Below are 21,491 nucleotides of genomic sequence, written 5' to 3'. Positions count from 1 at the left end.
AATCGGTTTTTGCGTGTTAAAAAACCCGACAAAACTCGACCATCATTGGCTGGGTTCAAATCTTATACGTTACCGGAGATGAATTTTGAGAAATATTCTTGCCATTGCACTGATCCTTATCGCCTCTACTGCAACCGGGAATGAGGTTGATACGCGTCGAATCCTTCCGCTTACCGAGCATCAACGGGATCACGTGCTCACGGAAATGCGCGCCCTGTTATCGGGAACGCAGAATATCCTGGATGCGCTTTCTGAAGAGAATATGACCGTGGTGGCGCGAGAGGCACGCTCGCTTGGTGTCGGGATGGCGCATAAAGGCGAAGATCATCTCAAGGCTGTATTGCCGAAGGAATTCATGCAGATGGGCATGTCGGTCCACAAGGCCTTCGATCAGATCGCTGCCGACGCAGAGTCTATGCAAGATCCCAAGCATACCCTACGGCAAATGAGTAAAGCGATGCAAACATGCAATGCGTGCCACGCCAGCTATCAGATTCGCCTGAAGGAGCATTCGACGGGGCAGGAAACGCAATCCTCTCATCATCAGCATCAGCATCAGCATTGATGAAAACCGCCTAGTCAAAGGGGTTTCGGACTATTGCGTATCTCGCTCCCAAAGCGAGGCCTGACACGAAAAACAATATTTCCGCATGCTATCCGCTTCAGGACAGTGATGAGGCAAAAAAAATAATCAGAGTCAGAGTACGATCTCATTACTGAAATTCACTCCAAACCCTGATTATGCGATTGTTATTATTGTTGAATTATTGTTATTGTTGTTAGGTGCCTCCCCTTCACTTCTTTACTGCTGCGCTGCCAAAAAAATCCAGCCGGATTGACCAGCCTTGTCAGATGCGTGGCGATCCTTCGCATTACCTGCCGATTTGATCTTTCGCTCTATCTAAGCATTTTCTATGCCAGCTACTATAGCTAAAATAAAACAGAGGGTTATACACACAATCCGAACAGTGTGAATATTAGTGTAAGAATTTTCGGCATCTATCGCATTGGCGTCGTATCATGGTAATGTGACTGGAATTACCATTCTGGAGAAGAGCGTCGGATGATTGCCTGTGATCTTTTCGTCATGATGCACTGTCAAATGAGCTGAAAACCCAGAGTACCAGAGTACTTTACCGGCGCCCACTTGCAAAGTTCAGATAACGGATTCATGCAGACGAACGATTCGCTTTGCTTTTACAAAGGGCTAGAATAGAAAACAATAAGCAGGCCTGCGCAGGCCCGATATTCTATCATTAGCATTGTCCAAGGACAGTCACCATGCCGGAGAATGAGGGCAGCAATTCGTCAATAGTATTGCGCCGCGTAACCGGTGAGGATGGCGCGCCGCGTTTAATGCTCACGGGGAACTGCACTCTGACGGCCCTTGGAAAACGGCTTCAGCCGCTATCCGCTGAACTTGACAATGAAGCAGCCGATCCGGAGCTACGCTGGGACCTCACCGGAGTCCAGCAAATGGATGACGCAGGTGCTGTTGTGCTGTGGCGAGCCTGGGGCAATCAACGCCCCCGGCATTTGCGGCTGCGGCGCGAGCATGAAAGGCTTTTCAATCGGCTGGAAAAAATACCTGCCCCGCCCGCGCCTGTGCCGCGCGATTTGCTGTGGTCGATTACAGTCCTCGGAAATGCAGTTTTTCTGCTGTGGGAGCATTTGACCGGCCTCATCATTCTATCCGGCCAATTATTACTGGATACGATTTACCTCGCCGGCCATCCTGCACGGATCCCCTGGCGCGAAATATCCGCGAACCTGTATCGCACCGGTGCCCAGGCGTTGGGTATCACCGCGCTGGTGGGATTTCTCATCGGTATCGTGCTGAGCTATCTTTCTTCCAAACAATTGCAGATGTTTGGCGCGGACATATTCATCATCAATATTCTCGGCATCAGCATCGTTCGCGAGCTCGGCCCGGTGCTGGCCGCCATATTGGTCGCAGGACGCTCCGGCTCATCCATGACCGCGCAACTGGGCGTCATGAGGGTTACCGAGGAGCTTGATGCACTGACTGTGATGGGTATACCTCACAGTCTGCGTCTGGTACTGCCCAAAGTCATGGCGCTGGGTATCGCGATGCCGCTCGTAGTGTTATGGACGAGCGCCATCGCTTTGATAGGGGGAATGGTGGCTGCCGAGGTCCAGCTAGGGCTTGGCTATCAGTTTTTCTTAAGCAAGCTTCCTGATGTGGTAGCCATTGCCAATTTGTGGCTGGGGCTGGGCAAAGGCGTTGTGTGCGGCATGGCGATCGCGCTAATCTCCTGTCATTTCGGCCTGAGAATCAAATCGAATACTGAAAGCCTGGGTGAAGGAACGACGAATTCAGTCGTCACGTCGATTACCGTTGTTATTATTATCGATGCGATTTTTGCTGTCGTTTTTTCCAATGTGGGAATAAGGTAAGGCGATAATTGATGACGAATGGAAACTACGTTATCGCGGTTGAAGGACTGTATACCCGCTTCGGCACGCATGTAGTACATGAAGATATTAACCTGTGCGTACGTCGCGGCGAGGTCCTTACACTGGTTGGCGGCTCCGGCAGCGGCAAGACCGCTTTGATACGACAGATGCTGGGCCTGGAAACACCCGCACAAGGTACAGTCAGGATTTTTGGCGAGCCCGTGCATGGTCGACGGCACGAACAGCTGCAATATATGCGCAACCGCTGCGGGGTATTGTTTCAGAAAGGCGCCTTATTCAGCGCATTATCGGTATATGACAATATTGCATTGCCCATGCGCGAGTTGCGGACACTTGACGAGGACATGATACGTAACCTGGTTATGCTCAAACTTAAAATGGTGGAAATCGACACAAAACACGCGATCAGAATGCCTGCCGAGCTTTCCGGCGGCATGATCAAACGCATCGCGCTGGCACGGGCCATGGCACTGGATCCCGAATTGCTGTTTCTGGACGAGCCTACCGCCGGGCTTGACCCTGAGCTGAGCGATGGCTTCGTCAAGCTGATCCAGACGTTGCGTACCGAATTGACGCTGACCATCGTCATGGCAACGCATGATGTGGAAACGCTGGTCGCACTTTCCGACCGCGTGGCGGCCCTGGATGAGCAGCGCATGGTGGCGCTTGGAACGCTTCGGGAGGTGATCAATACGAAGCACCCATTTATTACAAAATTTTTCTGCGGTGAGCGTGGCAAGAAGATACTGGAAAATAATCGCAATAATTTATAGGGGATTATTATGGAAAACCGTGCCCATGCCCTTGTGGCGGGTTTATTCGTAATTTTTCTGGGTGCAGCCATAGCCGCCGTGGCCATGTGGTTAACTGGCGACACACTGACGCGTGATAAATACTTGCTGGTATCGGCGTTCCCCATTACCGGGCTCAACTCCCAGGCAACGGTACGTTACCGTGGATTAACTGTGGGCAAAGTGGAGGATATCCGCCTGGATCCGAAAGATTCCCATACCATTCTTATCCGTATTGCTGTAGACAAGGATCTCCCGCTGACCAAAAACGCATATGCGCAGCTTGGTTATCAGGGACTGACAGGCCTTGCGTTTGTGCAATTGAATGACGAAGGCGGCAAAGCGGAGAGGCTGAAAACCGATTCGGACAATCTGGCACAGATTCCCTTTCGCCCCTCCGAGCTGGATAGCATAACCACTTCCGCGCAACGCCTGCTCAGCAATGCCAACGGGCTGGTGGAGCGGCTGAATCTCGTTTTTGACGATCAGAACCGGGCACGGTTTACACGTATACTGGAAAATACAGAGGGGGCGACCGGCCAGATGCGCCGCCTCATCACGCAGCTGGAACCCGGGGTCAGGAAATTGCCGGGGTTGGCCACCGATGCAAGCTCTGTACTGAATCATACTGACCAACTGGTAACCGGGCTTAACCAGATCACAACCAAATTGAATCAGCAGGGGGGGGCTATCGACAACCTTTCTCAAACGGCCGACGAGCTTACCGGCACCATGCATAAACTGCATGGCGTGGCTGAAGGGATCACGCGCAACTCCCGCAACGTGGATCGCGTTCTTCTGCAACTGGAAGAGCAACCCGGGAGTCTTCTGTTTGGCAGATCGCCGCCGCCTCCCGGTCCGGGAGAAGAGGGTTTCGTATCTCCTGGGGGAAATTAAAATGAAAAAAATCCTGGTTCTGGCAATGGTAACGCTCACCGGATGCGTCGCGCCGCGGACGCAAACACCCACGGCGATATATGACTTCGGCTTGCAGCAGTTTACGACCCCAGCCAATAATGCCGACGCATCGGGCAATGTACGGCTACAGGCAAGTCTGCTGGTGGCGGAAGCAGCAACGCCAGCCTGGCTGGACAGCACAGCGATTCATTATCGTCTGGCATATCATGATCCTGCACAAGCTTATGTCTACGCCAGCAACCGTTGGACTTCCCCTCCCGCGACATTGCTCACCCAGTGGATCAGGAGTCGAATTGCCGGGATCAGCGACGGCGGAGTGATGAGCACCGCCGATAGCGTGCAGACAGATTATATTTTGCGCGTGGAACTCGAAGAATTTACCCAGGTATTCGACACCACCGACCAAAGCCGGGCGGTGGTAAAATTGCGCGCCAGCCTCATCAACCGTGGTACGCGTTCGCTGGCGGCGCAACGTAGTTTCCATATCGAGCAGATGGCACACGCGCCCAACGCCACAGGCGCAGTGCGGGCGTTAACGGAAGCGAGCGATAAGCTGATCGGGGATCTGCTTGGCTGGCTTGTCGAGGAACTGCCGGAGGAAAAGAATATCGTGACGTCCTGAAAACCTGGACGTCGAAAAAACCTGGTGGATTGAAACGCAGAAGATCTTTTTAAAATAATTTTCGGTAATCTTCTACAAAACTGAATTATTTCAGCGACCCAAAGACTCGCTGGAGTAACTTACTGCCCTGGCCCATCGGGTCGCTGCGGATGGCGCGTTCCTCCTCGGCCATCATCAGATAGAGCCCGTCCAGCGTTTTTTGTGTAACGTAGTTTTCAATATTTGCATCCTTTTCCCCAATCAAACCCAATTTCGCGCCCTTTCCCGCGAATTCGTTGTATTTCTTGATCAATCCTACCTGATCCGTTGCATTTTTTACGATCGGCAAAAATTTTTGAGACAACGCGTCTGAAGTCGTTGTACGAAAATACTGTGTTGCCGCGTCGTCACTACCAGTCAATATGGCTCTGGCATCTTTCACGGACATCTTTTGCACCGCGTCCATCAGCAGCGGCCTGGCTTCGGCTGCTGCTGTCTCCGCCGCATGATTCATTGTCACGATCAAACCGTCGGCATATTTACTCATGCCCAGAGTGCGCATGATGCCCTCCACTTTCTGCAGCGCCCCGGGCAGCGGTATTTTAACCTTGGGGTTATTGAGAAACCCATCCGCTACCCCGAGCTTGTCCACTGCCACATCCGCACCCTGAGTGAGTGCTTGCTTCAGCGCACCCGTCGTATCTTCGTCGGAAACGGGACCGCTTCCCGTAGCACAGGCGGGAATAAAAACGACAAGCCAGATAATAAATACAGTGATGGTACGCATTTGGGCAACTCCTGTTGGGTGCGCGCTACTTGCTGGCCGTAAAGTATCCTGGTCGTTTACAAAAAAACACTATGGAATTATCGGTTATCGGATACCGGCCTCATGCGCCTGCTGGTCGGCATGGTAGCTGGAGCGTACCATGGGGCCGCACGCCGCATTGCTGAAGCCCATTTCAATGGCGGCGCGTTCCAGTTCCTTGAATCCTTCCGGCGGTACGTAGCGTAATACAGGTAAATGTCCAATGCTGGGTTGCAGATATTGGCCGATGGTGAGCATCTCGACATCGTGTTCGCGTAAATCGCGCATTACCTCAAGAATCTCGTCGTCGGTTTCCCCCAAACCCAGCATCAAGCCCGATTTGGTCGGAATATCCGGAAAATTCACCTTGAAGTCTTTCAGTAATTTGAGCGAATGTGCGTAATCGGCGCCTGGGCGGCACTGCCGATAGAGCCGCGGAACAGTTTCCAGATTATGGTTCAATACGTCCGGAGGACAGGCAAACAATTTTTCCAGGGCAACTTCCAACCGGCCGCGGAAGTCCGGTACGAGGATTTCTATTTTTGTCCGCGGCGAATGGGCCCTGACCTCACGTATGCAATCTACAAAATGCTGAGCGCCACCATCACGCAGATCATCGCGATCGACGCTGGTGATGACGACGTATTTCAGCTTCATGGCGGCGATGGATTGCGCCAGGTGCAGAGGTTCCTGCGCATCCGGTGCCAGCGGCTTACCGTGCGCCACATCGCAGAACGGGCAACGGCGAGTACAGAGGTCACCCAGGATCATGAATGTCGCGGTGCCTTTGCCGAAACACTCGCCGATGTTGGGGCAGGAAGCTTCTTCGCATACGGTATGCAGTTTCTGTTCCCGCAGGATACGTTTAACCTCGTAGAACTCCTGGCTATTGGATGAGCGTACCCGTATCCATGAGGGTTTACGCAACACCTCGTCGGCGGATTGCGGCAGAATTTTGACGGGATTACGCGCGGTCTTGGCCGCACCTTTCTGGCGAGTTTCAGTTGTCATGGATAAAACGAATTATTCCTCTTGGTGGGGTACATAAAAAGTGCACATCTGGCGGATATTCATTGCAAGTTTCCGGTATGCGTTCCGCCTCCGGATTCCGGCGCTGTAAATTACTTTCTTGCATGTAAATCAAATGCTGCACGAACATTTTCCGCATCTATCGTCACGCGTTGGCTTGTGCCTGAAATATCGAATTCTCCATGCCTGCGAGTCTGGCCTGCAGCTTTTCGGCGAGCTTCCCGCACAGGGTTTCCAATCCATCGGTTACGCCAAGATCTCTGGTTTGCGTTACCCGTAATCCGGAATAACCGCACGGATTGATCGCCGCAAATGGAACCAGATCCATGTCGACGTTGAGAGATAATCCGTGATAACAACAACCGTTTTTTATTTTCAGCCCCAGCGCTGCGATTTTTGCGCCCCCCACATACACACCGGGCGCGTCCGTGCGACCTACTGCGTCTATGCGATAGTCCCATAGCAAATCCACCACCGCACTTTCGATTTTCCTGACCAGTTCGCGCACGCCAAGTTTGAGGCGGCGCATATCCAGCAGCAGGTACGCGACAATTTGGCCAGGACCGTGGTAGGTGATCTGGCCGCCGCGATCTGTCCGAATGACGAGAATACCGTCGTTATGCAGCAGGTGTTCCGGCTTACCTGCCACACCCTGAGTGTAAACCGGCGGGTGTTGCAGCAACCAGATTTCATCAGGCGTATTCTTCGTACGGGAACCGGTAAAGTCCTTCATCGCTTGCCAGGTGGAAAGATAATCCGTCAGACCGGCATATCTGATTTTAATGTTTGAGCTTCCCGGTTCAAACCGTGGGGGATACATGCTCGAAAAAGTATTCGGGGTTTCCAGAACGCGCGGCCTCGTTAAAGTACCATTAATACCGACGGATGATCGCATAGTTCCCGATATAGCGCATCCAGTTGTTCGCGGGAAACGGCACGTATCGTACAGGTGAGACTCAGATAGGTATTTTTCTTGCTGATCCTGACCTCCAGATTCGTCTCATCATAATCGGGCGCGTGGCATTTTACGATCATCAGTACTGCCTGAGTAAACTCCTGCCGGCCATGTTCCAGCGATGCCGCGCCGGATAGGGAACCCGGCAAAGACCCGACGCGCCCTATGATTTTAATGGGAAAATCACAAGGGTATTCGATTAGCGTGGTTTGCTCGGACGAGCTCATAGGTTGCGGCTTCCTAGCCCGGATGTTTCATAAATTTGCGTGATGATTGCGCAGGATTTTGTTTTATAGGGATATTTTGTGAAAGAGTGGCGTAGTTATTCATACGCCCGACTGAACGAAATTTTCATACGAAATAAAAGACCAGCGAGGGCGCGCGTCAATTTATGAAACATCCGGGCTAGATACTGGAAGGTTGCCTCGCATCACATTGTGCTTATAGCGCTGGTAGAGCCGGTACAGTAATGCGAACATCGCGCCCGGTTTTCCCTCGCCCACCGGTTTACCGTCGAGGCGGGTGATCGGCATGATTTCTTTAGTCGAGGAGGTAAGCAAAAGTTCCTGGGCGGTACGTACTTCATATTCAGAAATTGCTCGCACTTCATACGGAATTTTTTCGGCCGCCGCCAGCTCAAGTACGACGTCATAAGTAATACCCGGCAGCATGAGATGATTTTTCGGCGGAGCCAGCAGAACGCCATTTTTTGCCACAAAAATGTTGCTGGCCGCCCCCTCAGTCATAAAACCTTCCCGCAACAGCACTGTTTCCATTGCGCCCGCATCAACGGCCATCTGGCGCAGCAATACATTGGGTAACAGTGAAATCGCCTTGATGTCACAACGTAACCATCGGTTGTCATTGGCTGTGATAGCGGCAACGCCGGCAGCGAGTAATTCCGCCGGCGGCGCCAGCAATGGATTACTCATGATGAACACGGTGGGCACCACCCCTTTTGGAAAGGCATGATCCCGCCGCGCGACACCGCGGGTAACATGCAAGTAGACGTACTGATCGTCATGTTCATTGCCAGCGATGATTTGCTCCAGCAAGTTGCTCCATTCGCTGTCCGAATGCGGGTTTTGCAGCCGAATCCCGTCAAGGCTGTGCTGCAAGCGGAGCAGATGCTCGGCCAGGCGAAAAGCTTTGCGAGAATAAACAGGAATTACTTCATATACACCGTCGCCAAAAATGAAGCCCCTGTCCAGCACAGGAACACGGGCTTCCTCGATAGGCATGAAATCACCGTTCAGATAAATCATGATGAGCCTTGTTCGTAAAATCTGCTGCGGAGCGCACTCGTCCAACGCTAATTAAAGATCAACCGCATACTATCCCAGGCGCGGCCAAAAGTCCAACGCTAATTAAAGATCAACCGCATACTATCCCAGGCGCGGCCAAAAATATTCGCGGAATTCACCGTTTCCAACGCCACCAGCGGATGTTCAGCTACGGGTTTGCCATCGAGCGTAAATTTCGCCCTGCCCACTTTTTGTCCTGCAGTGATGGGAGCAACCAGAGGCTGTTTATATTCCACCCTGGCTTTCAGCTTATCGGCCTGATATCTGGGGAGCGCGAAATAAACATCATACCCGAAACCTGTCCTGAGTTTGTCCTGCGCACCTTTCCACAACTGGATGGCTATCACTTCCTTCTCCTTCGGATACAGCCGGACGGTATCGTAGAACTGGAAGCCATGATTCAGCATACGCTGGCTTTCCATGGCACGCGCACTATCGGAGGCCGTTCCCATCACTACCGAAATCAGTCGCCGCTCGCCACGCCTGGCCGACGTAATAAGGCAATAGCCCGCGGCTTCGGTATGTCCGGTCTTCAGCCCGTCCACGTTGGGATCAAGCCACAGCAGACGGTTACGATTAGCTTGCGTGATTTTGTTGTACGTATATTCACGCAGGGAATAAAGCGGGTAGTATTCAGGAAAATCCCTGATCATGGCAGCCGCCAGCAGGGAGAGATCGTAAGCCGTGCTGTAATGCTCGGAATGCGGCAAACCGGTTGAATTGGCGAACCGGGTATTTTTCATGCCCAAACGGCTCGCCTCCTTGTTCATTATCTGTACGAAGGCACTCTCCGAGCCCGAGACAGCTTCGGCCAACGCTATGCAGGCATCGTTGCCGGATTGAACGATCACGCCGCGCATTAATTCATCAACCGTTACCGTCCTGCTGGGTTCGATAAACATGCGGGAACCCTGCGCGCGCCAGGCGTGCTCCGACACCGCCACGCTCTGCGTCAGGGTGATGCGTTTCTGGTGGAGCGCGGAGAAAACCACATACGCTGTCATCAGCTTTGTAAGCGACGCGGGCTCGACACGTTCGTGAACATTCTGACCGAACAAAGTCTGCCCGCTTTGAAAATCGGTGAGAATATAGGATTTGGCAGCCACCGATAAGGCCTGCGGGGCCGCGGAAAGCTGAGCTTGCTGTGCCGTAGCGGGTAAGGCCAACACGCACAGCAATAGAGGAAGTAAACGTCTCATTGATAGCGGCAAAAAACGCCATTATATCCCAGCCACATCGATCGCGTTACCGGGGTACGGATTGCCGGCAATTTCGCGGCATCCGATTCTATTGTCGGCCGCCGCAAATGCTAAAACCGTCGTTCCAACCCAGTTTATATTGGGCATCGGCTGCAAACCGGCTTTTGTTCTTGAATCCGAAACGCGTTTTTTTTGCAGTCTCGCAGCCATCGATATAGCCATCCTTGAAAGCTGGCGAGTAACCCGTGAGGTTGTAGACGGGTCGCGTGGTCGCAGGCATGGGTCCCGGCGGGCGCTCGCTCTGTCTCGTAGCCGCACAGCCTGCGAATGCCGTAACCAGAAAAACCGCCACGATCAAACGCATCGCCCGCTCCCCTTTAATTGATAGAGATATGATACCCGTACCACTCCCAGGCGAAAGATAGCACCAGGGGAACGACAGAATCCTGCATTCCTGCTCGTTCGTATCTCGGGCAGTCTTCGTATCAAGCAACCTGCCGGGCTACGCTATGCTAAACCAATCTGCTTTCGGCAGTTCAGGCGGTTCAGGATACGGTTGTAATCGTCAACGCCTGCGCCCACCCCCGAAGATGCCACCCAAAACGCCTCGAAAGATCTCGCGGCCGACCTGCGAGCCAGCAGAGCGAGCTGCGCTTTTGGCAAGCGTATCGAGAATGCCGGGGTGACGGCCCCCGCGCGGACCTGTCTTGCCGAGCAGCATATCGCCCAGCATATCCATCATGCCTCCGCCGGCATCCGTTGAGCCCGTCCTGGCCGGCTGTGGATCTGCCTCACCTTCGGCATTCTGTTTTACGGCTGTACGGCTCCTGATTATTTCGTATGCCGATTCGCGATCCACTATCTGTTCATAATGACCGAAAATAACCGACGATCTGATGATGGCCGCGCGCTCCGTATCGGTAATGGGGCCTATTCTCGATGCCGGCGGTAAAATAAATGCACGCTCAACCATGGTGGGACGGCCTTTCTCATCCAGAAACGACACGAGAGCTTCGCCGACAGCGAGCTCGGTGATTACCTTTTCGGTATCAAAATTCGGATTGGCACGCATGGTTTGGGCTGCGGACCTGACTGTCTTCTGGTCTCTCGGCGTAAACGCACGCAATGCGTGCTGCACTCGATTGCCAAGCTGGCCTAAAACGCTTTCGGGGATATCCAGCGGACTCTGCGTGATAAAATATACCCCTACTCCCTTGGAGCGTATCAATCTCACCACCTGCTCAATTTTCTCCAGCAATGCCCTGGGTGCTTCGCCAAACAGCAAATGGGCCTCGTCGAAGAAAAACACCAGCTTCGGCTTCCCTTCATCGCCAATTTCGGGAAGGTGCTCGAACAGCTCCGATAATATCCACAGTAAAAAAGTGGAATACAACTTGGGCGAGTTCATCAGCTTTTCGGCGGCAAGAATATTGATCGTGCCACGCCCATTGCTGTCGGTTTGTATCAAGTCGCTTATGTCGAGCATCGGCTCGCCGAAGAAGTTATCTCCTCCTTGTTGCTCGATCTCCAGCAATGCGCGCTGAATGGCCCCTATCGAGGCCGCTGAAACGTTGCCATACTGGACAGTGAAATCCTTCGCGTTTGCACCGATGAATTGCAGCATGGCGCGCAGATCCTTTATGTCAAGCAGCAACAGTCCGTTGTCATCCGCTATCTTGAACACCATTGTCAACACGCCCTGCTGCGTGTCGTTCAGGTTGAATAGCCGCCCCAGCAACAACGGTCCCATATCTGAAATCGTTGTACGGACGGGATGGCCTGCTTTTCCGTAGACGTCCCAGAATGTAACCGGGCATGCCTTCCATTGCGGCTCATCAAGCTGGAGATGCGAAAGCCGTTCCCTGAGTTTCGGCGAACCCTCGCCTGGAGCGGAAAGGCCCGCCAGGTCGCCTTTGACATCAGCCATGAATACCGGCACCCCGATTGACGAGAATCGCTCGGCTAACACCTGCAAGGTGACGGTCTTGCCGGTGCCGGTCGCGCCGGTAATCAGCCCATGCCGATTGGCGAAGTTGGGTAGCAACCCGATCGTATGATCAGAACGGGCAATTAATAACGGGTTCGTCATGAAAACCTCGGGAATTGGCTTAAGAATTGGTTCGGCATTACGTCAATGCATCAGCAATGTTGTTTTTATGCAATCTGGCAACCGGCTCTTCTTCCCTACCCTGCCCAACCGGCAATGTCGAGCATCAGAAGCAGCAGAAGCCACAACACCAGGGTACGCCAGACCAGGCCTACCGTACTTTGCAGAAAATCCACATCGGCTTCTTCGCCTACACCCAGTTCGGGACGATAATGTGTACCACCGGCTTCTTCCGACGGATCACCCAGACAAACCCCAAGGGCGCCCGCGCCACTGGCGAGGATGATGCCCTGGTTCTGGTCTACCCATGATGCCGCCTGCGCACGCCAGCAATAAACCGCATCCTCAAAATTACCTGCAATGGCGAAGCTCAACGCAGTCAACCTTGCCGGGAGCCAATCGATTATCTGGAATGCTTTTGCGGCAAAATCCCCAAAAGCGTCCGGGCGGTCGCTCCAACGTTCCTCCAATAATTCCGCCAGGCGATACAACACCGGGCCCAGCGGTCCCGGCAGGACGGCAAAGCAAACAATAATCCCAAATACATAACGGTGCGAATAGACAAGCCCCCTCTCGATGGTAACCCGCGCGATTTCCTGGCTGTCGAGCTTGTCCGCTTTGACTCCATGCAGTTCCTTCAGTAACTTGCGAGCGAGGAGCAAATCCCCATTTTTGAGCGCATCCTTGATTTCGGTGAATGAATAGCTGAACTGGCGAAATCCCATGGTGAGATAAAGCGTAATTACATTCCATGCCCACGCCAGCAAGGGGTTGAGGCCATGCAACAAATAGTAGACCCAACCCCAGAGTATCAGTACCGGCGCCATTGCGGCGATCCAGGCCGCTATGCCGTGGCGGCGCGCGCCGGTATTGAAATATTGCTCCAGCCAATCCGCATAGGAGAGAAAGAGCAAAACGAAACGATTGCGATCACTGCCTGGACGCCACTGGTCCAGCAGGAAAGCGGAGATCAAGGAGAAAAAGGTCATTGCGAAAAAATCATACAGGTTTCTGCTACTCCGTTCTTATCCCGGATATTTCATAAATTTGCGTGATGATTGCGCAGGATTTTGTTTTGTGGGGAAATTTTGTGAAAGAGTGACGTAGTTATTCATACGCCCGACTGAACGAAATTTTCATACGAAACAAAAGACCAGCGAGGGCGCGCGTCAATTTATGAAACATCCGGGTTATATATCATCGCAACACTGATTTGAGCAACTTGCCCATCTCGGCAGGATTGCGCGTTACTTTAATCCCGCACTCTTCCATGAGGGCGAGCTTTTCCTGTGCCGTGCCCTTACCACCGGAGATGACCGCGCCGGCATGCCCCATGCGCTTGCCCTGCGGCGCGGTAACACCTGCAATAAAGCCCACCAATGGTTTCTTCATATGCTCCTTGACCCAACGGGCGCAATCTTCCTCATCGGAGCCGCCGATCTCACCCACCATCAAAACCGCATCGGTGTCATCGTCGTCATTGAACAATTTCATTACATCAAGGTGCTTCAGCCCATTCACAGGGTCACCGCCAATGCCGATACAGGTGGACTGGCCCAATCCCTGCTCCATCAGCTGCGCCACAGCTTCATAAGTGAGCGTGCCGGAACGCGATACCACACCCACGCGCCCTTGCTTATGGATGTAACCCGGCATAATGCCAATCTTGATTTCGCCGGGGGTGATAATGCCCGGACAGTTGGGGCCGATCAGCCGGGTTTTCCGCCCCTGCATCTTGTGGCAGGTACGCAGCATGTCGCGGACCGGAATACCCTCTGTAATGCAGATTACCAGGTCCAGCTCCGCGTCCACGGCCTCGTCAATAGCGGCGGCGGCGAATGGCGGCGGCACGTAAATAACGGAAACCGTCGCGCCGGTTGCCTGTTTCGCTTCCCGAACGGTAGCGAAAACTGGAATGCCTTCGAAATCCTCGCCTGCTTTCTTCGGATTCACGCCCGCGACAAAACAATTTTTTCCGTAGGCATAATCCCGGCACATGCGAGTATGAAACTGCCCGGTTTTACCGGTAATACCCTGAGTCATGACACGGGTATGGCGGTCGATGAGGATAGCCATACTACACCTCTTTTGTTGCAGATTCTGTTGCCGGCGCCATCGACTGTGCGGCCATGACAGCCTTCTCCGCAGCGTCCGCCATATTCCCTGCGGAAATTATCCGCAGTCCGGATTCACCCAGGATTTTTTTGCCCAGATCCACATTGGTTCCTTCGAGGCGCACCACCAGCGGAACGTTCAGCTTCAGCTCCCGCGCCGCCGCCACCACGCCTTCTGCGATCACATCGCACTTCATGATGCCACCAAATATGTTTACGAGTATGGCTTGCAGCTTGGGGTTGCGTAACATCAGCTTGAATGCTTCCGCCACCTTTTCGGCGGTAGCGCCCCCGCCGACATCCAGAAAGTTGGCCGGATTTCCGCCGTAGAGCTTGATGATATCCATGGTTGCCATCGCCAGACCCGCGCCGTTAACCAAGCAACCGATGTTGCCGTCCAGGGAGATATAGGAGAGACCATGCTGGGATGCCTCGATCTCCGCCGGGTCTTCCTCGTCCAGATCCCGCAGGCCAGCAATATCAGGGTGGCGGAAGAGCGCGTTGTCGTCGAAACTCATTTTCGCGTCGAGCGCGACGATATGATCCTCGGCGGTAAGTATCAACGGGTTGATTTCGACCAATGAGGCGTCCGTGCTGTCGTAGGCCTGGTACAAACTCTGTAAAAGAGCCCGTGCTTCTTCCACTGCTGTTTCCGCGATCCCGATCTTGCCGGCAATGTCGCCAGCCTCCTGGGCGGTTAGCCCGATGATCGGATCGATCAACACCTTGTGAATCTTTTCCGGGTTCCTGGCCGCAACCTCCTCGATATCCATTCCTCCTTCGGAACTGGCCATCAGGCAAACGCACCGGCTACTTCGATCAACCACCAGGCCGATATAAAACTCTCTTCGGGTATCAATCCCCTGCTCTACCAGAAGACGCCGGACAACCTGGCCGCGCGGGCCGGTCTGATGCGTAACCAGCGTCATGCCCAGTATCTTTTCAGCGAATTGCTTTACCTCATCAAGCGACCTGGCTACTTTTACGCCACCCCCCTTGCCACGCCCGCCGGCGTGAATCTGTGCTTTAACCGCCCACACGCCACCGCCCAGCTTTCTGGCAGCCTCGACCGCTTCCTCAACACTAACACAACCGATTCCCAGGGGCGTGCTAACGCCAAATCCCCGCAAAATCTGTTTAGCCTGGTATTCGTGGATTTTCATGGCCTCTCCAGTAACGCGGAAAACCAAGTATATCCTATTCGTTTAGCGACGTTGCATGAAGAAGGCAGCAGTTTCGAATGAGCCAACACGAACACTGAGCTCGCGACAGGGTTATCCCTATCGAATTGTCGGGTTATATGCCGATATCATCGATCGGCGCGATCGCTGTCTTTCTTAACGGATGAATCCGCTGAATCCCGATCGATATTTACTTCACATAGTATTACCGTGACATTATCTCTTCCCCCTGCAGCAATAGCCGCCGCGATCAGCTCTTTGACCTTGTGCTGGATCGATATCGAGGAAAGCAGGATCTCCTGGATCGCTGAATCCGCGACCATATCCGTCAGCCCATCCGTACATAGCAAAAAAATGTCATGGCTGAGCCCCGCACCCTCCAGAATATCGAACGACACCGATGGATCTATCCCAAGCGCTTGCAGAATGATATTTTTCCGCGGGTGATGTTTCGCTTCCTCCGGTGTCAGTGTTCCATTGTCCACCATGCGCTGCACCAAGGAATGGTCTTTGGTCAACTGCCGCAAGATGCCATCCCTCAGCAAGTAGATCCTGCTGTCTCCGACGTGACCGATAACATATCTGTCCCCATCAAACACCAGAAGATCGCCGGTACATCCCATCCCTTCGTCATCTGGATACTGTGCGGTATGTTCGAATATCCGTTCATTTGAACACCTGAAGACTTTTCGGGCAAGTTCATGGTCTGTTTCCCTTAAAGAAGGAGCACGGCTGCGAAAAACAGCCTGCGCCGTTTCAATAAAATAACGACTGGCAATTTCACCCGCCGCCGCGCCGCCCATCCCGTCCGAGATTGCAAAAAACCCGGCTTCAGGCATAACGAGGTAGGCATCCTCATTATTGCTGCGTAACAGTCCGATGTCAGTTGCGCCTGCCGAGATCAGCTTGACCATATCGTATCCAGGGAATCCACAGTCCACAGGTCCGGGCAAAACATCCGATAGCGCCCGATCAATTACTCATGCCATTTGACATACCGGATGGATATACAGTTCTGATTAAAGCAGGTATTCTTACCGGGAAGGCGGGCTTCATGGAAGCATCCCACAGTACGGGTACTGCATAATGTCTAACTTTTCAAAAGAGAAAGCATGCGGGCACTGATTTTTCTGTTGGCGACGGTTTGTATATCGAGCTTCAGCTCGATATCGTTTGCCGCCGAACACAATCATGGCGATGCCGTCACTTACACGCCCGATGTTACCTTTACCTTGCGCACCGACATCGCGGACGGCAAACTGGTCTTTATCGGTGAAACCGATGCCATTGCGAGCAAGATCAACCCCGATCTGAAAGTACCCGAAGGTGCGGTTGTCCAGATCAACCTGATCAATGGCGACGGCGCCGTCCACGACATCGCTATTCCCGACTTCAGTGTGAAGTCCGGCAATATCACGGCAAAGGGCGCAGCCACTACGATAGTATTCCGTGCAACGCGCACCGGCAAGTTTGAATACCTCTGCACGCTGCCTGGCCATAAGGCCGCCGGCATGTTCGGCCAACTCATCGTGGGTACCCCGGAGGAGCAGGCAAAAAGCAATGCAATAGATGTTGCACAGGATCCCCATGCGGTAGGCGAACCTGTCGGTAACCGAGGGCCAAAACACGTGATGCTGGATCTCGAATCCACCGAGATCGAGGGTCGGCTCTCGGATGGCAGCACCTATAAATACTGGACCTTCAACAACAAGGTGCCGGGCCCGTTTGTGCGCATAAGGATGGGCGACACAGTTACCGTCAAGTTGCGCAATGCAAAAGACAGCGCTCATATCCATTCGATAGATTTTCACGCGGTTACGGGGCCGGGCGGAGGCGCAACAGTCACCCAGGTTGCGCCCGGTCAGCATAAGAGCTTTACTTTCAAGGCACTGCACCCGGGACTATTCGTTTATCATTGTGCGACTCCCATGGTCGCTCAGCACATCGCAAATGGCATGTATGGAATGATTCTGGTTGAACCGGAAGGCGGCATGCCGGAGGTCGACAGGGAATTCTACGTAATGCAGGGCGAGCTCTACACCGCGCAACGGCATGGCGCCCCAGGCTTGCATGAGTTTTCGCTCGAAAAACTTCTCGCCGAGAATCCGGGTCACCTTATGTTCAATGGAACCATGGATGCGCTCACGAAAACGTACAAAATGAAAGCCAATGTGGGCGAAAATGTGCGGATATACTTCGGCGTGGGTGGTCCCAATCTAACCTCGAGTTTTCACGTCATCGGGGAAGTATTCGATAAGGTATATGACCACGCTTCGCTGACCAGTCCGCGGCTAACCGACGTACAAACCACGCTTGTCCCGCCTGGGGGCGCCACCATAGTGGAGTTCAAAGTGGATTATCCGGGCCAATACATACTGGTCGACCACGCGTTGTCGCGCATGGAGAAAGGGCTGGCGGGTTTCCTGACGGTCAATGGCAAGCCAAACCCGGCAATATTCAACAGCAGCGAAAAAACCGGCGTTACCTCCGGCCGTCAGGAATAATGCCGACGGCGACGGCAGGGACGAAATAGCTTCAAACAAAAGAGCTGCAGCCAAGGGTGGTTTCGATCAGCGAAAGGTTCCTAAAAAACCATGCGTATGATCGAAGGAGTCAACATATTCCCCTACGATCTCTCCAGCGTCATTGATGCCAAACGCGCGTGTATGTTTTGCTCGCGGAACGTTAAATGTTTCCACGCCACGCGCTTCCGTAAATATAAATCCCCGGTCGATCCCGTCCTTGGTATAGGTTCCAACGTGCCTGACCTCATCCGGCGCATCGGCATCGTTGATGCCGTAAGCACCGCTTCTGGTAGCGCCTGGGATAACGATGCGCTCGGCGCTCGCAATGTCAGGTCCCGACAAATAAAAAGCGTTGAATTCACCGGTGGCCTCCTGTAGGGTTCCTACCATTCTTCGCGTGTTGTTAATGCCGAAGGTTTGCGTCGACAGGTCGTTGAATACACTGATGGGACCACCGGGGCCAGGCGGAAAGGTAAAGCCGTAATTCCTGGCCGCCATGTCCGAGAAGGTGCCGACTATGAGCCCGCCATCGTTAATGCCATAGGCAGTGGGAATCGGAGGATTACCGGGAAAGGATATAACGCCGCCATCCAGCAGAAACGCGCGCTGCCCGAATGCGTCGCGGACGGTGCCCACAATCTCGCCGGGGCCGGAATTATTAATGTCGAAAGCTTTAACCTCAATGGCTCCGTCAACGACAAGCGTGACAAAACTGGTTTGAAGATCCCGCTGGAACCCATTGATATTTCCTGCTTTATCGACATAGTACCCAACAATGGAGGCGGACCCCGCCGGGCTGGCGTTGTTTATGCCACGCGGATGAGTGGATACAGCCCCCGGAACGTCAATATCGGTAAAGACAGTGGGTATACTGGAGCAACCGGCAATTCCGCTTACCAATCCGAATCCAGCGATCCAGACGATTAATTTTTTTTTCATCTTCGCCTCCTCTAGAAAGACCCGTTCCTCGAAACGCTGCGGCTCCACGCAAGCTGCCACCAGGTTTGCGCATCGATAATTGCACGGTCAGCTCTATTAACGATAGCCAAGATTCTGAAAAATGCAAGGACATTAGAGGCTTCGCTCAGGGAGCATATACAAGGTATTGTCCGTGATTTGATGTTCGATATTGGTGCCTTGGCGCGCGAACGGCGGACAAGATCTGCACTGTAACCCCATACCATAAAAAAGGTTAGCAGTTACGCTAACCCTTTCAACACATGGTGGGATCAGTTTTTCCCAAATTTAACCCACCAAATATAATTTTCTAGGCGTTGGGGTGCCATCTTCTTATTGCCGCCATTCCGAAAAGACCGATACCGAGCAAAGCTAAAGAGGCAGGTTCCGGCACAGTATTATCGGAGAAAAATAAATTCGCGACTCCTTGCTGTAATGTAGTGGCGCCGGGTGCGGGATTAAACGGATTGAAGTTTCCGTTTGTCTGAAAACCAACGTAAAACGGACGGGGGGATGTGAAATAAAGTTCCCCACTAGGATCCAAGGCTGTGCCATTAAACAATATGGCGAAGTTGCCAGGATCTAGTCTAGTACTGTCCCCGCTTCCTTCGCCTGTTCCATTGAAGCCCGACATGAGGCGCAAGTCATCCGCGAAGGATGTACGAGTAATACCTCCTGTACCAGTTCCCGGCAAAATTACTGTTGTGTCCGAGTTGGGATCTATATAAAGTTCCAAAGAGCTGCTTGTAGCAGTGATATTAAGAATATTACCCGTGGGACCCGATACCGAGAAAATACCTGAAGAGGTTGCAACGGCATATGCTGTATAGCCTGCGGGCTCTGGACCATTCAGATAGCTGGTAACAGCTCCTCCGCTGCCCAATGTATAACTGCCAAGAGAAAAAATTGTTCTCGCACTGAATGTGTTGGCTCCGGTAGCGGTAAACACTTCGTTATAACTGCCGTTAATCTTATCTGCGTTGAAAGTATTTGCTTGCGTACCAGGGACGCTGCCCTCATTAACTCCGAAAATAGCAAGGGCGAATGTGGGGGTACTTAGACTACAAGATGTGGCAAAAGCAGCTGCAATAGCGATGGTTTTTATTGATGACTCCAATTTCCTCATGGTCTCTCCAGACTGAATTGATAATGTATGTCAGCAGCAACTCTAGTGCTTAGGTATCAGAACAAATTATAAATCTAGTACCTTAGTACTAGCATCGCTAGTCTAAGCAATATCTATGCCGTTATTCTATTCATTTTATAATCAGCCTGTTAAAGCAGATCGCTCCCGCTACAGTGGATGAGGTGTAATAATTTTCGACAGCAATCGGCCATCGCCGGAGTAAAACTGACCCATTTTTGGAGTGAACCCCTCGGAGCACCCATACCGAAAGCGATTAAGGAGGAAATAACCTGCCATGACTAAACAGAACTGAAAAAACCTGACGCCCAGCAACGGCTACCACCGAAACCGTTGACCCAGATCGACGAGACACATGGGCGAGACGAAGCGATCTTCGATGCTTACGCCAGCGGTGGTTACAGTTTGAAGGAGATCGGGGATCATTTCAGACTACATTACTCCCGGGTGAGTCGCATTGTGAAACAGCAACGATTGACAAGAAACAAGACTTGACCCTTATTTTCCGTTTTTATACGAAAGTGAACGCCAAGTCTACGCTGCCTTGGATGGGATGATATCCAGGGAAAGGGCATAGCGGCTGAAACATGGGAAAGCGCATGAGAAAGCGCCCCTGAATCCGGCTTGGAATTCAGGGGCGCCAACAATGAAATCTTTATTAACTTGCACAATAATTGATGGTCGCGGTGTTACTCCTTTAGAACGCCACCATGCTGTCCTTCACTCTGCTGGATTCCCGTATGCTGGGCATCTTTTTCATGACTTATTTCGGGAGGGCAATCGCGGCCCTGTGTCGCCTTCGAATTACCATTATCAGATTTAACCTGAGACTGTTCATTCCCCAAAAGTGCGGTATTAGGTTCTCCAGCCCATGCAGCAGGGAAAGAGAAGCCAACAGTAGTTACCAAAGATAACAATAACAATTTTGCGGTTTTCATTTGAAACCTCCTCTACTCTGCGCAACATGGTATAAATAAATAACCAGCGTCAACCATAATTGGACAGCCTTACTTATGTCCACGGGTTCGCCAACTACTGGAAATTTCCTCCGCTGGCCGTCACGATTATTTATAGTATATAAAACCATTTTTTAAAAGTGGTTTTATAGACGAGCTGGATAAGAGCCTTTTTGAAGTAGAAGCGGCCTCAATTCAACACCTCCTGATGCCAGTATCACGCCGCCGGCAAGTCTGAATAATATTGCAGCTTGATACGCTCAACGTAATTTCTCAGGTTATCCTTCGTCAAGCCATGTTCTTTCAGAAGCGATTCAATCGGGTAGCCGAAAGTGAATTCACCCTGATGTGGCAATTAACAAGACCTGACCCAATACTGTTCGGATAAATAAATATCAGTTACACTTTAGCCATTGTCCTCATGGGAGCGGAGATGGCACGAACCAAAGCAGTTCTGGGAGCTGGG

21 protein-coding genes are annotated in these 21,491 nt (G+C 52.5%); 6 read left to right on the top strand and 15 right to left on the bottom strand.

The genetic code is table 11. From position 1 onward, the window contains the following. The first annotated feature begins 85 nt into the window (after positions 1-85). The 5 genes from BLP78_RS03440 (at position 86) to BLP78_RS03420 (ending at position 4,770) form a co-directional block, all read left to right on the top strand. The gene (locus tag BLP78_RS03440; protein WP_090456555.1) at positions 86-565 is read left to right on the top strand and encodes a cytochrome c; all 480 of its coding nucleotides are present in this window, start codon (positions 86-88) and stop codon (positions 563-565) included. A gap of 716 nt (positions 566-1,281) precedes the next feature. Next, entirely contained in the window at positions 1,282-2,418 is a 1,137-nt protein-coding gene (locus tag BLP78_RS03435) for an ABC transporter permease (protein WP_090456553.1), read from the top strand. An 11-nt stretch (positions 2,419-2,429) separates the two neighbouring features. Further along, positions 2,430-3,212 (top strand): ABC transporter ATP-binding protein, encoded by a 783-nt coding sequence (locus BLP78_RS03430; RefSeq protein ID WP_090456551.1) that lies wholly within the window; start codon positions 2,430-2,432, stop codon positions 3,210-3,212. 9 nt (positions 3,213-3,221) lie between these two features. Continuing rightward, a complete protein-coding gene (locus BLP78_RS03425) occupies positions 3,222-4,127 on the top strand; it encodes an MlaD family protein (RefSeq protein ID WP_090456549.1) in 906 nt (301 codons plus the stop codon). Position 4,128: 1 nt separating this feature from the next. Beyond that, complete coding sequence (locus tag BLP78_RS03420) at positions 4,129-4,770, top strand: ABC-type transport auxiliary lipoprotein family protein (protein WP_090456547.1); 642 nt, start codon at positions 4,129-4,131, stop codon at positions 4,768-4,770. Positions 4,771-4,855: 85 nt separating this feature from the next. Here BLP78_RS03420 and BLP78_RS03415 read toward each other — a convergent pair whose 3' ends face one another. From BLP78_RS03415 to BLP78_RS03360, 12 genes are all read right to left on the bottom strand, one after another. Further along, complete coding sequence (locus tag BLP78_RS03415; RefSeq protein ID WP_090456545.1) at positions 4,856-5,536, bottom strand: DUF4197 domain-containing protein; 681 nt, start codon at positions 5,534-5,536, stop codon at positions 4,856-4,858. A gap of 84 nt (positions 5,537-5,620) precedes the next feature. Continuing rightward, positions 5,621-6,565, bottom strand: a complete 945-nt coding sequence (gene lipA, locus BLP78_RS03410; protein WP_090456543.1) for a lipoyl synthase — start codon at positions 6,563-6,565, stop codon at positions 5,621-5,623. 163 nt (positions 6,566-6,728) lie between these two features. Then, positions 6,729-7,403 carry a lipoyl(octanoyl) transferase LipB gene (lipB, locus tag BLP78_RS03405; RefSeq protein WP_090456541.1) on the bottom strand — a complete coding sequence of 225 codons (675 nt, stop codon included), beginning with the start codon at positions 7,401-7,403 and terminating at the stop codon, positions 6,729-6,731. 41 nt (positions 7,404-7,444) lie between these two features. Beyond that, positions 7,445-7,765 (bottom strand): YbeD family protein, encoded by a 321-nt coding sequence (locus BLP78_RS03400; RefSeq protein ID WP_090456538.1) that lies wholly within the window; start codon positions 7,763-7,765, stop codon positions 7,445-7,447. 162 nt (positions 7,766-7,927) lie between these two features. Then, positions 7,928-8,803, bottom strand: a complete 876-nt coding sequence (locus tag BLP78_RS03395) for a D-amino acid aminotransferase (protein ID WP_090456536.1) — start codon at positions 8,801-8,803, stop codon at positions 7,928-7,930. A gap of 98 nt (positions 8,804-8,901) precedes the next feature. After that, positions 8,902-10,041 (bottom strand): D-alanyl-D-alanine carboxypeptidase family protein, encoded by a 1,140-nt coding sequence (locus tag BLP78_RS03390; protein ID WP_090456534.1) that lies wholly within the window; start codon positions 10,039-10,041, stop codon positions 8,902-8,904. Between the two features lie 88 nt (positions 10,042-10,129). After that, a complete protein-coding gene (locus BLP78_RS03385; RefSeq protein ID WP_256329998.1) occupies positions 10,130-10,405 on the bottom strand; it encodes a hypothetical protein in 276 nt (91 codons plus the stop codon). Between the two features lie 201 nt (positions 10,406-10,606). Continuing rightward, positions 10,607-12,130, bottom strand: coding sequence for a helicase HerA-like C-terminal domain-containing protein (locus tag BLP78_RS03380; protein ID WP_090456532.1), 1,524 nt, complete (start codon positions 12,128-12,130; stop codon positions 10,607-10,609). A gap of 95 nt (positions 12,131-12,225) precedes the next feature. Next, positions 12,226-13,137 (bottom strand): CobD/CbiB family protein, encoded by a 912-nt coding sequence (locus BLP78_RS03375; RefSeq protein WP_090456530.1) that lies wholly within the window; start codon positions 13,135-13,137, stop codon positions 12,226-12,228. A 208-nt stretch (positions 13,138-13,345) separates the two neighbouring features. After that, positions 13,346-14,224 carry a succinate--CoA ligase subunit alpha gene (sucD, locus tag BLP78_RS03370; RefSeq protein WP_090456527.1) on the bottom strand — a complete coding sequence of 293 codons (879 nt, stop codon included), beginning with the start codon at positions 14,222-14,224 and terminating at the stop codon, positions 13,346-13,348. Between the two features lies 1 nt (position 14,225). Beyond that, positions 14,226-15,425 (bottom strand): ADP-forming succinate--CoA ligase subunit beta, encoded by a 1,200-nt coding sequence (gene sucC, locus BLP78_RS03365; RefSeq protein WP_090456525.1) that lies wholly within the window; start codon positions 15,423-15,425, stop codon positions 14,226-14,228. 146 nt (positions 15,426-15,571) lie between these two features. Continuing rightward, positions 15,572-16,357 (bottom strand): Stp1/IreP family PP2C-type Ser/Thr phosphatase, encoded by a 786-nt coding sequence (locus BLP78_RS03360; RefSeq protein ID WP_090456523.1) that lies wholly within the window; start codon positions 16,355-16,357, stop codon positions 15,572-15,574. Positions 16,358-16,555: 198 nt separating this feature from the next. Here BLP78_RS03360 and nirK point away from each other — a divergent pair, with 198 nt between their 5' ends. Then, a complete protein-coding gene (gene nirK / locus BLP78_RS03355; protein ID WP_176752773.1) occupies positions 16,556-17,947 on the top strand; it encodes a copper-containing nitrite reductase in 1,392 nt (463 codons plus the stop codon). Positions 17,948-18,013: 66 nt separating this feature from the next. Here the strand turns inward: nirK and BLP78_RS03350 are convergent, their stop codons facing one another. The 3 genes from BLP78_RS03350 to BLP78_RS03340 all read right to left on the bottom strand — a co-directional run bounded on the left by BLP78_RS03350 (position 18,014) and on the right by BLP78_RS03340 (position 21,007). Continuing rightward, positions 18,014-18,907 (bottom strand): hypothetical protein, encoded by an 894-nt coding sequence (locus tag BLP78_RS03350; protein WP_090456520.1) that lies wholly within the window; start codon positions 18,905-18,907, stop codon positions 18,014-18,016. Positions 18,908-19,235: 328 nt separating this feature from the next. Next, positions 19,236-20,051 (bottom strand): flocculation-associated PEP-CTERM protein PepA, encoded by an 816-nt coding sequence (gene pepA, locus BLP78_RS03345; RefSeq protein WP_090456518.1) that lies wholly within the window; start codon positions 20,049-20,051, stop codon positions 19,236-19,238. A gap of 707 nt (positions 20,052-20,758) precedes the next feature. Further along, a complete protein-coding gene (locus BLP78_RS03340) occupies positions 20,759-21,007 on the bottom strand; it encodes a hypothetical protein (protein WP_090456516.1) in 249 nt (82 codons plus the stop codon). Positions 21,008-21,491 lie beyond the last annotated feature (484 nt).

The sequence above is a fragment of the Nitrosospira sp. Nsp1 genome (assembly GCF_900100985.1).
Taxonomy (GTDB): Bacteria; Pseudomonadota; Gammaproteobacteria; order Burkholderiales; family Nitrosomonadaceae; genus Nitrosospira.
This window is presented reverse-complemented; position numbering and strand designations above follow the sequence as displayed.

What these genes read in the sequence shown, in the direction of transcription:
- BLP78_RS03435 (WP_090456553.1), top strand. Translation starts at nt 1,282, where the DNA reads ATGCCGGAGAATGAGGGCAGCAATTCGTCAATAGTATTGCGCCGCGTA.
- BLP78_RS03430 (WP_090456551.1), top strand. Translation starts at nt 2,430, where the DNA reads ATGACGAATGGAAACTACGTTATCGCGGTTGAAGGACTGTATACCCGC.
- BLP78_RS03425 (WP_090456549.1), top strand. Translation starts at nt 3,222, where the DNA reads ATGGAAAACCGTGCCCATGCCCTTGTGGCGGGTTTATTCGTAATTTTT.
- BLP78_RS03420 (WP_090456547.1), top strand. Translation starts at nt 4,129, where the DNA reads ATGAAAAAAATCCTGGTTCTGGCAATGGTAACGCTCACCGGATGCGTC.
- BLP78_RS03415 (WP_090456545.1), bottom strand. Translation starts at nt 5,536, where the DNA reads ATGCGTACCATCACTGTATTTATTATCTGGCTTGTCGTTTTTATTCCC.
- lipA (WP_090456543.1), bottom strand. Translation starts at nt 6,565, where the DNA reads ATGACAACTGAAACTCGCCAGAAAGGTGCGGCCAAGACCGCGCGTAAT.
- lipB (WP_090456541.1), bottom strand. Translation starts at nt 7,403, where the DNA reads ATGTATCCCCCACGGTTTGAACCGGGAAGCTCAAACATTAAAATCAGA.
- BLP78_RS03400 (WP_090456538.1), bottom strand. Translation starts at nt 7,765, where the DNA reads ATGAGCTCGTCCGAGCAAACCACGCTAATCGAATACCCTTGTGATTTT.
- BLP78_RS03395 (WP_090456536.1), bottom strand. Translation starts at nt 8,803, where the DNA reads ATGATTTATCTGAACGGTGATTTCATGCCTATCGAGGAAGCCCGTGTT.
- BLP78_RS03390 (WP_090456534.1), bottom strand. Translation starts at nt 10,041, where the DNA reads ATGAGACGTTTACTTCCTCTATTGCTGTGCGTGTTGGCCTTACCCGCT.
- BLP78_RS03385 (WP_256329998.1), bottom strand. Translation starts at nt 10,405, where the DNA reads ATGCGTTTGATCGTGGCGGTTTTTCTGGTTACGGCATTCGCAGGCTGT.
- BLP78_RS03380 (WP_090456532.1), bottom strand. Translation starts at nt 12,130, where the DNA reads ATGACGAACCCGTTATTAATTGCCCGTTCTGATCATACGATCGGGTTG.
- BLP78_RS03375 (WP_090456530.1), bottom strand. Translation starts at nt 13,137, where the DNA reads ATGACCTTTTTCTCCTTGATCTCCGCTTTCCTGCTGGACCAGTGGCGT.
- sucD (WP_090456527.1), bottom strand. Translation starts at nt 14,224, where the DNA reads ATGGCTATCCTCATCGACCGCCATACCCGTGTCATGACTCAGGGTATT.
- sucC (WP_090456525.1), bottom strand. Translation starts at nt 15,425, where the DNA reads ATGAAAATCCACGAATACCAGGCTAAACAGATTTTGCGGGGATTTGGC.
- BLP78_RS03360 (WP_090456523.1), bottom strand. Translation starts at nt 16,357, where the DNA reads ATGGTCAAGCTGATCTCGGCAGGCGCAACTGACATCGGACTGTTACGC.
- nirK (WP_176752773.1), top strand. Translation starts at nt 16,556, where the DNA reads ATGCGGGCACTGATTTTTCTGTTGGCGACGGTTTGTATATCGAGCTTC.
- BLP78_RS03350 (WP_090456520.1), bottom strand. Translation starts at nt 18,907, where the DNA reads ATGAAAAAAAAATTAATCGTCTGGATCGCTGGATTCGGATTGGTAAGC.
- pepA (WP_090456518.1), bottom strand. Translation starts at nt 20,051, where the DNA reads ATGAGGAAATTGGAGTCATCAATAAAAACCATCGCTATTGCAGCTGCT.
- BLP78_RS03340 (WP_090456516.1), bottom strand. Translation starts at nt 21,007, where the DNA reads ATGAAAACCGCAAAATTGTTATTGTTATCTTTGGTAACTACTGTTGGC.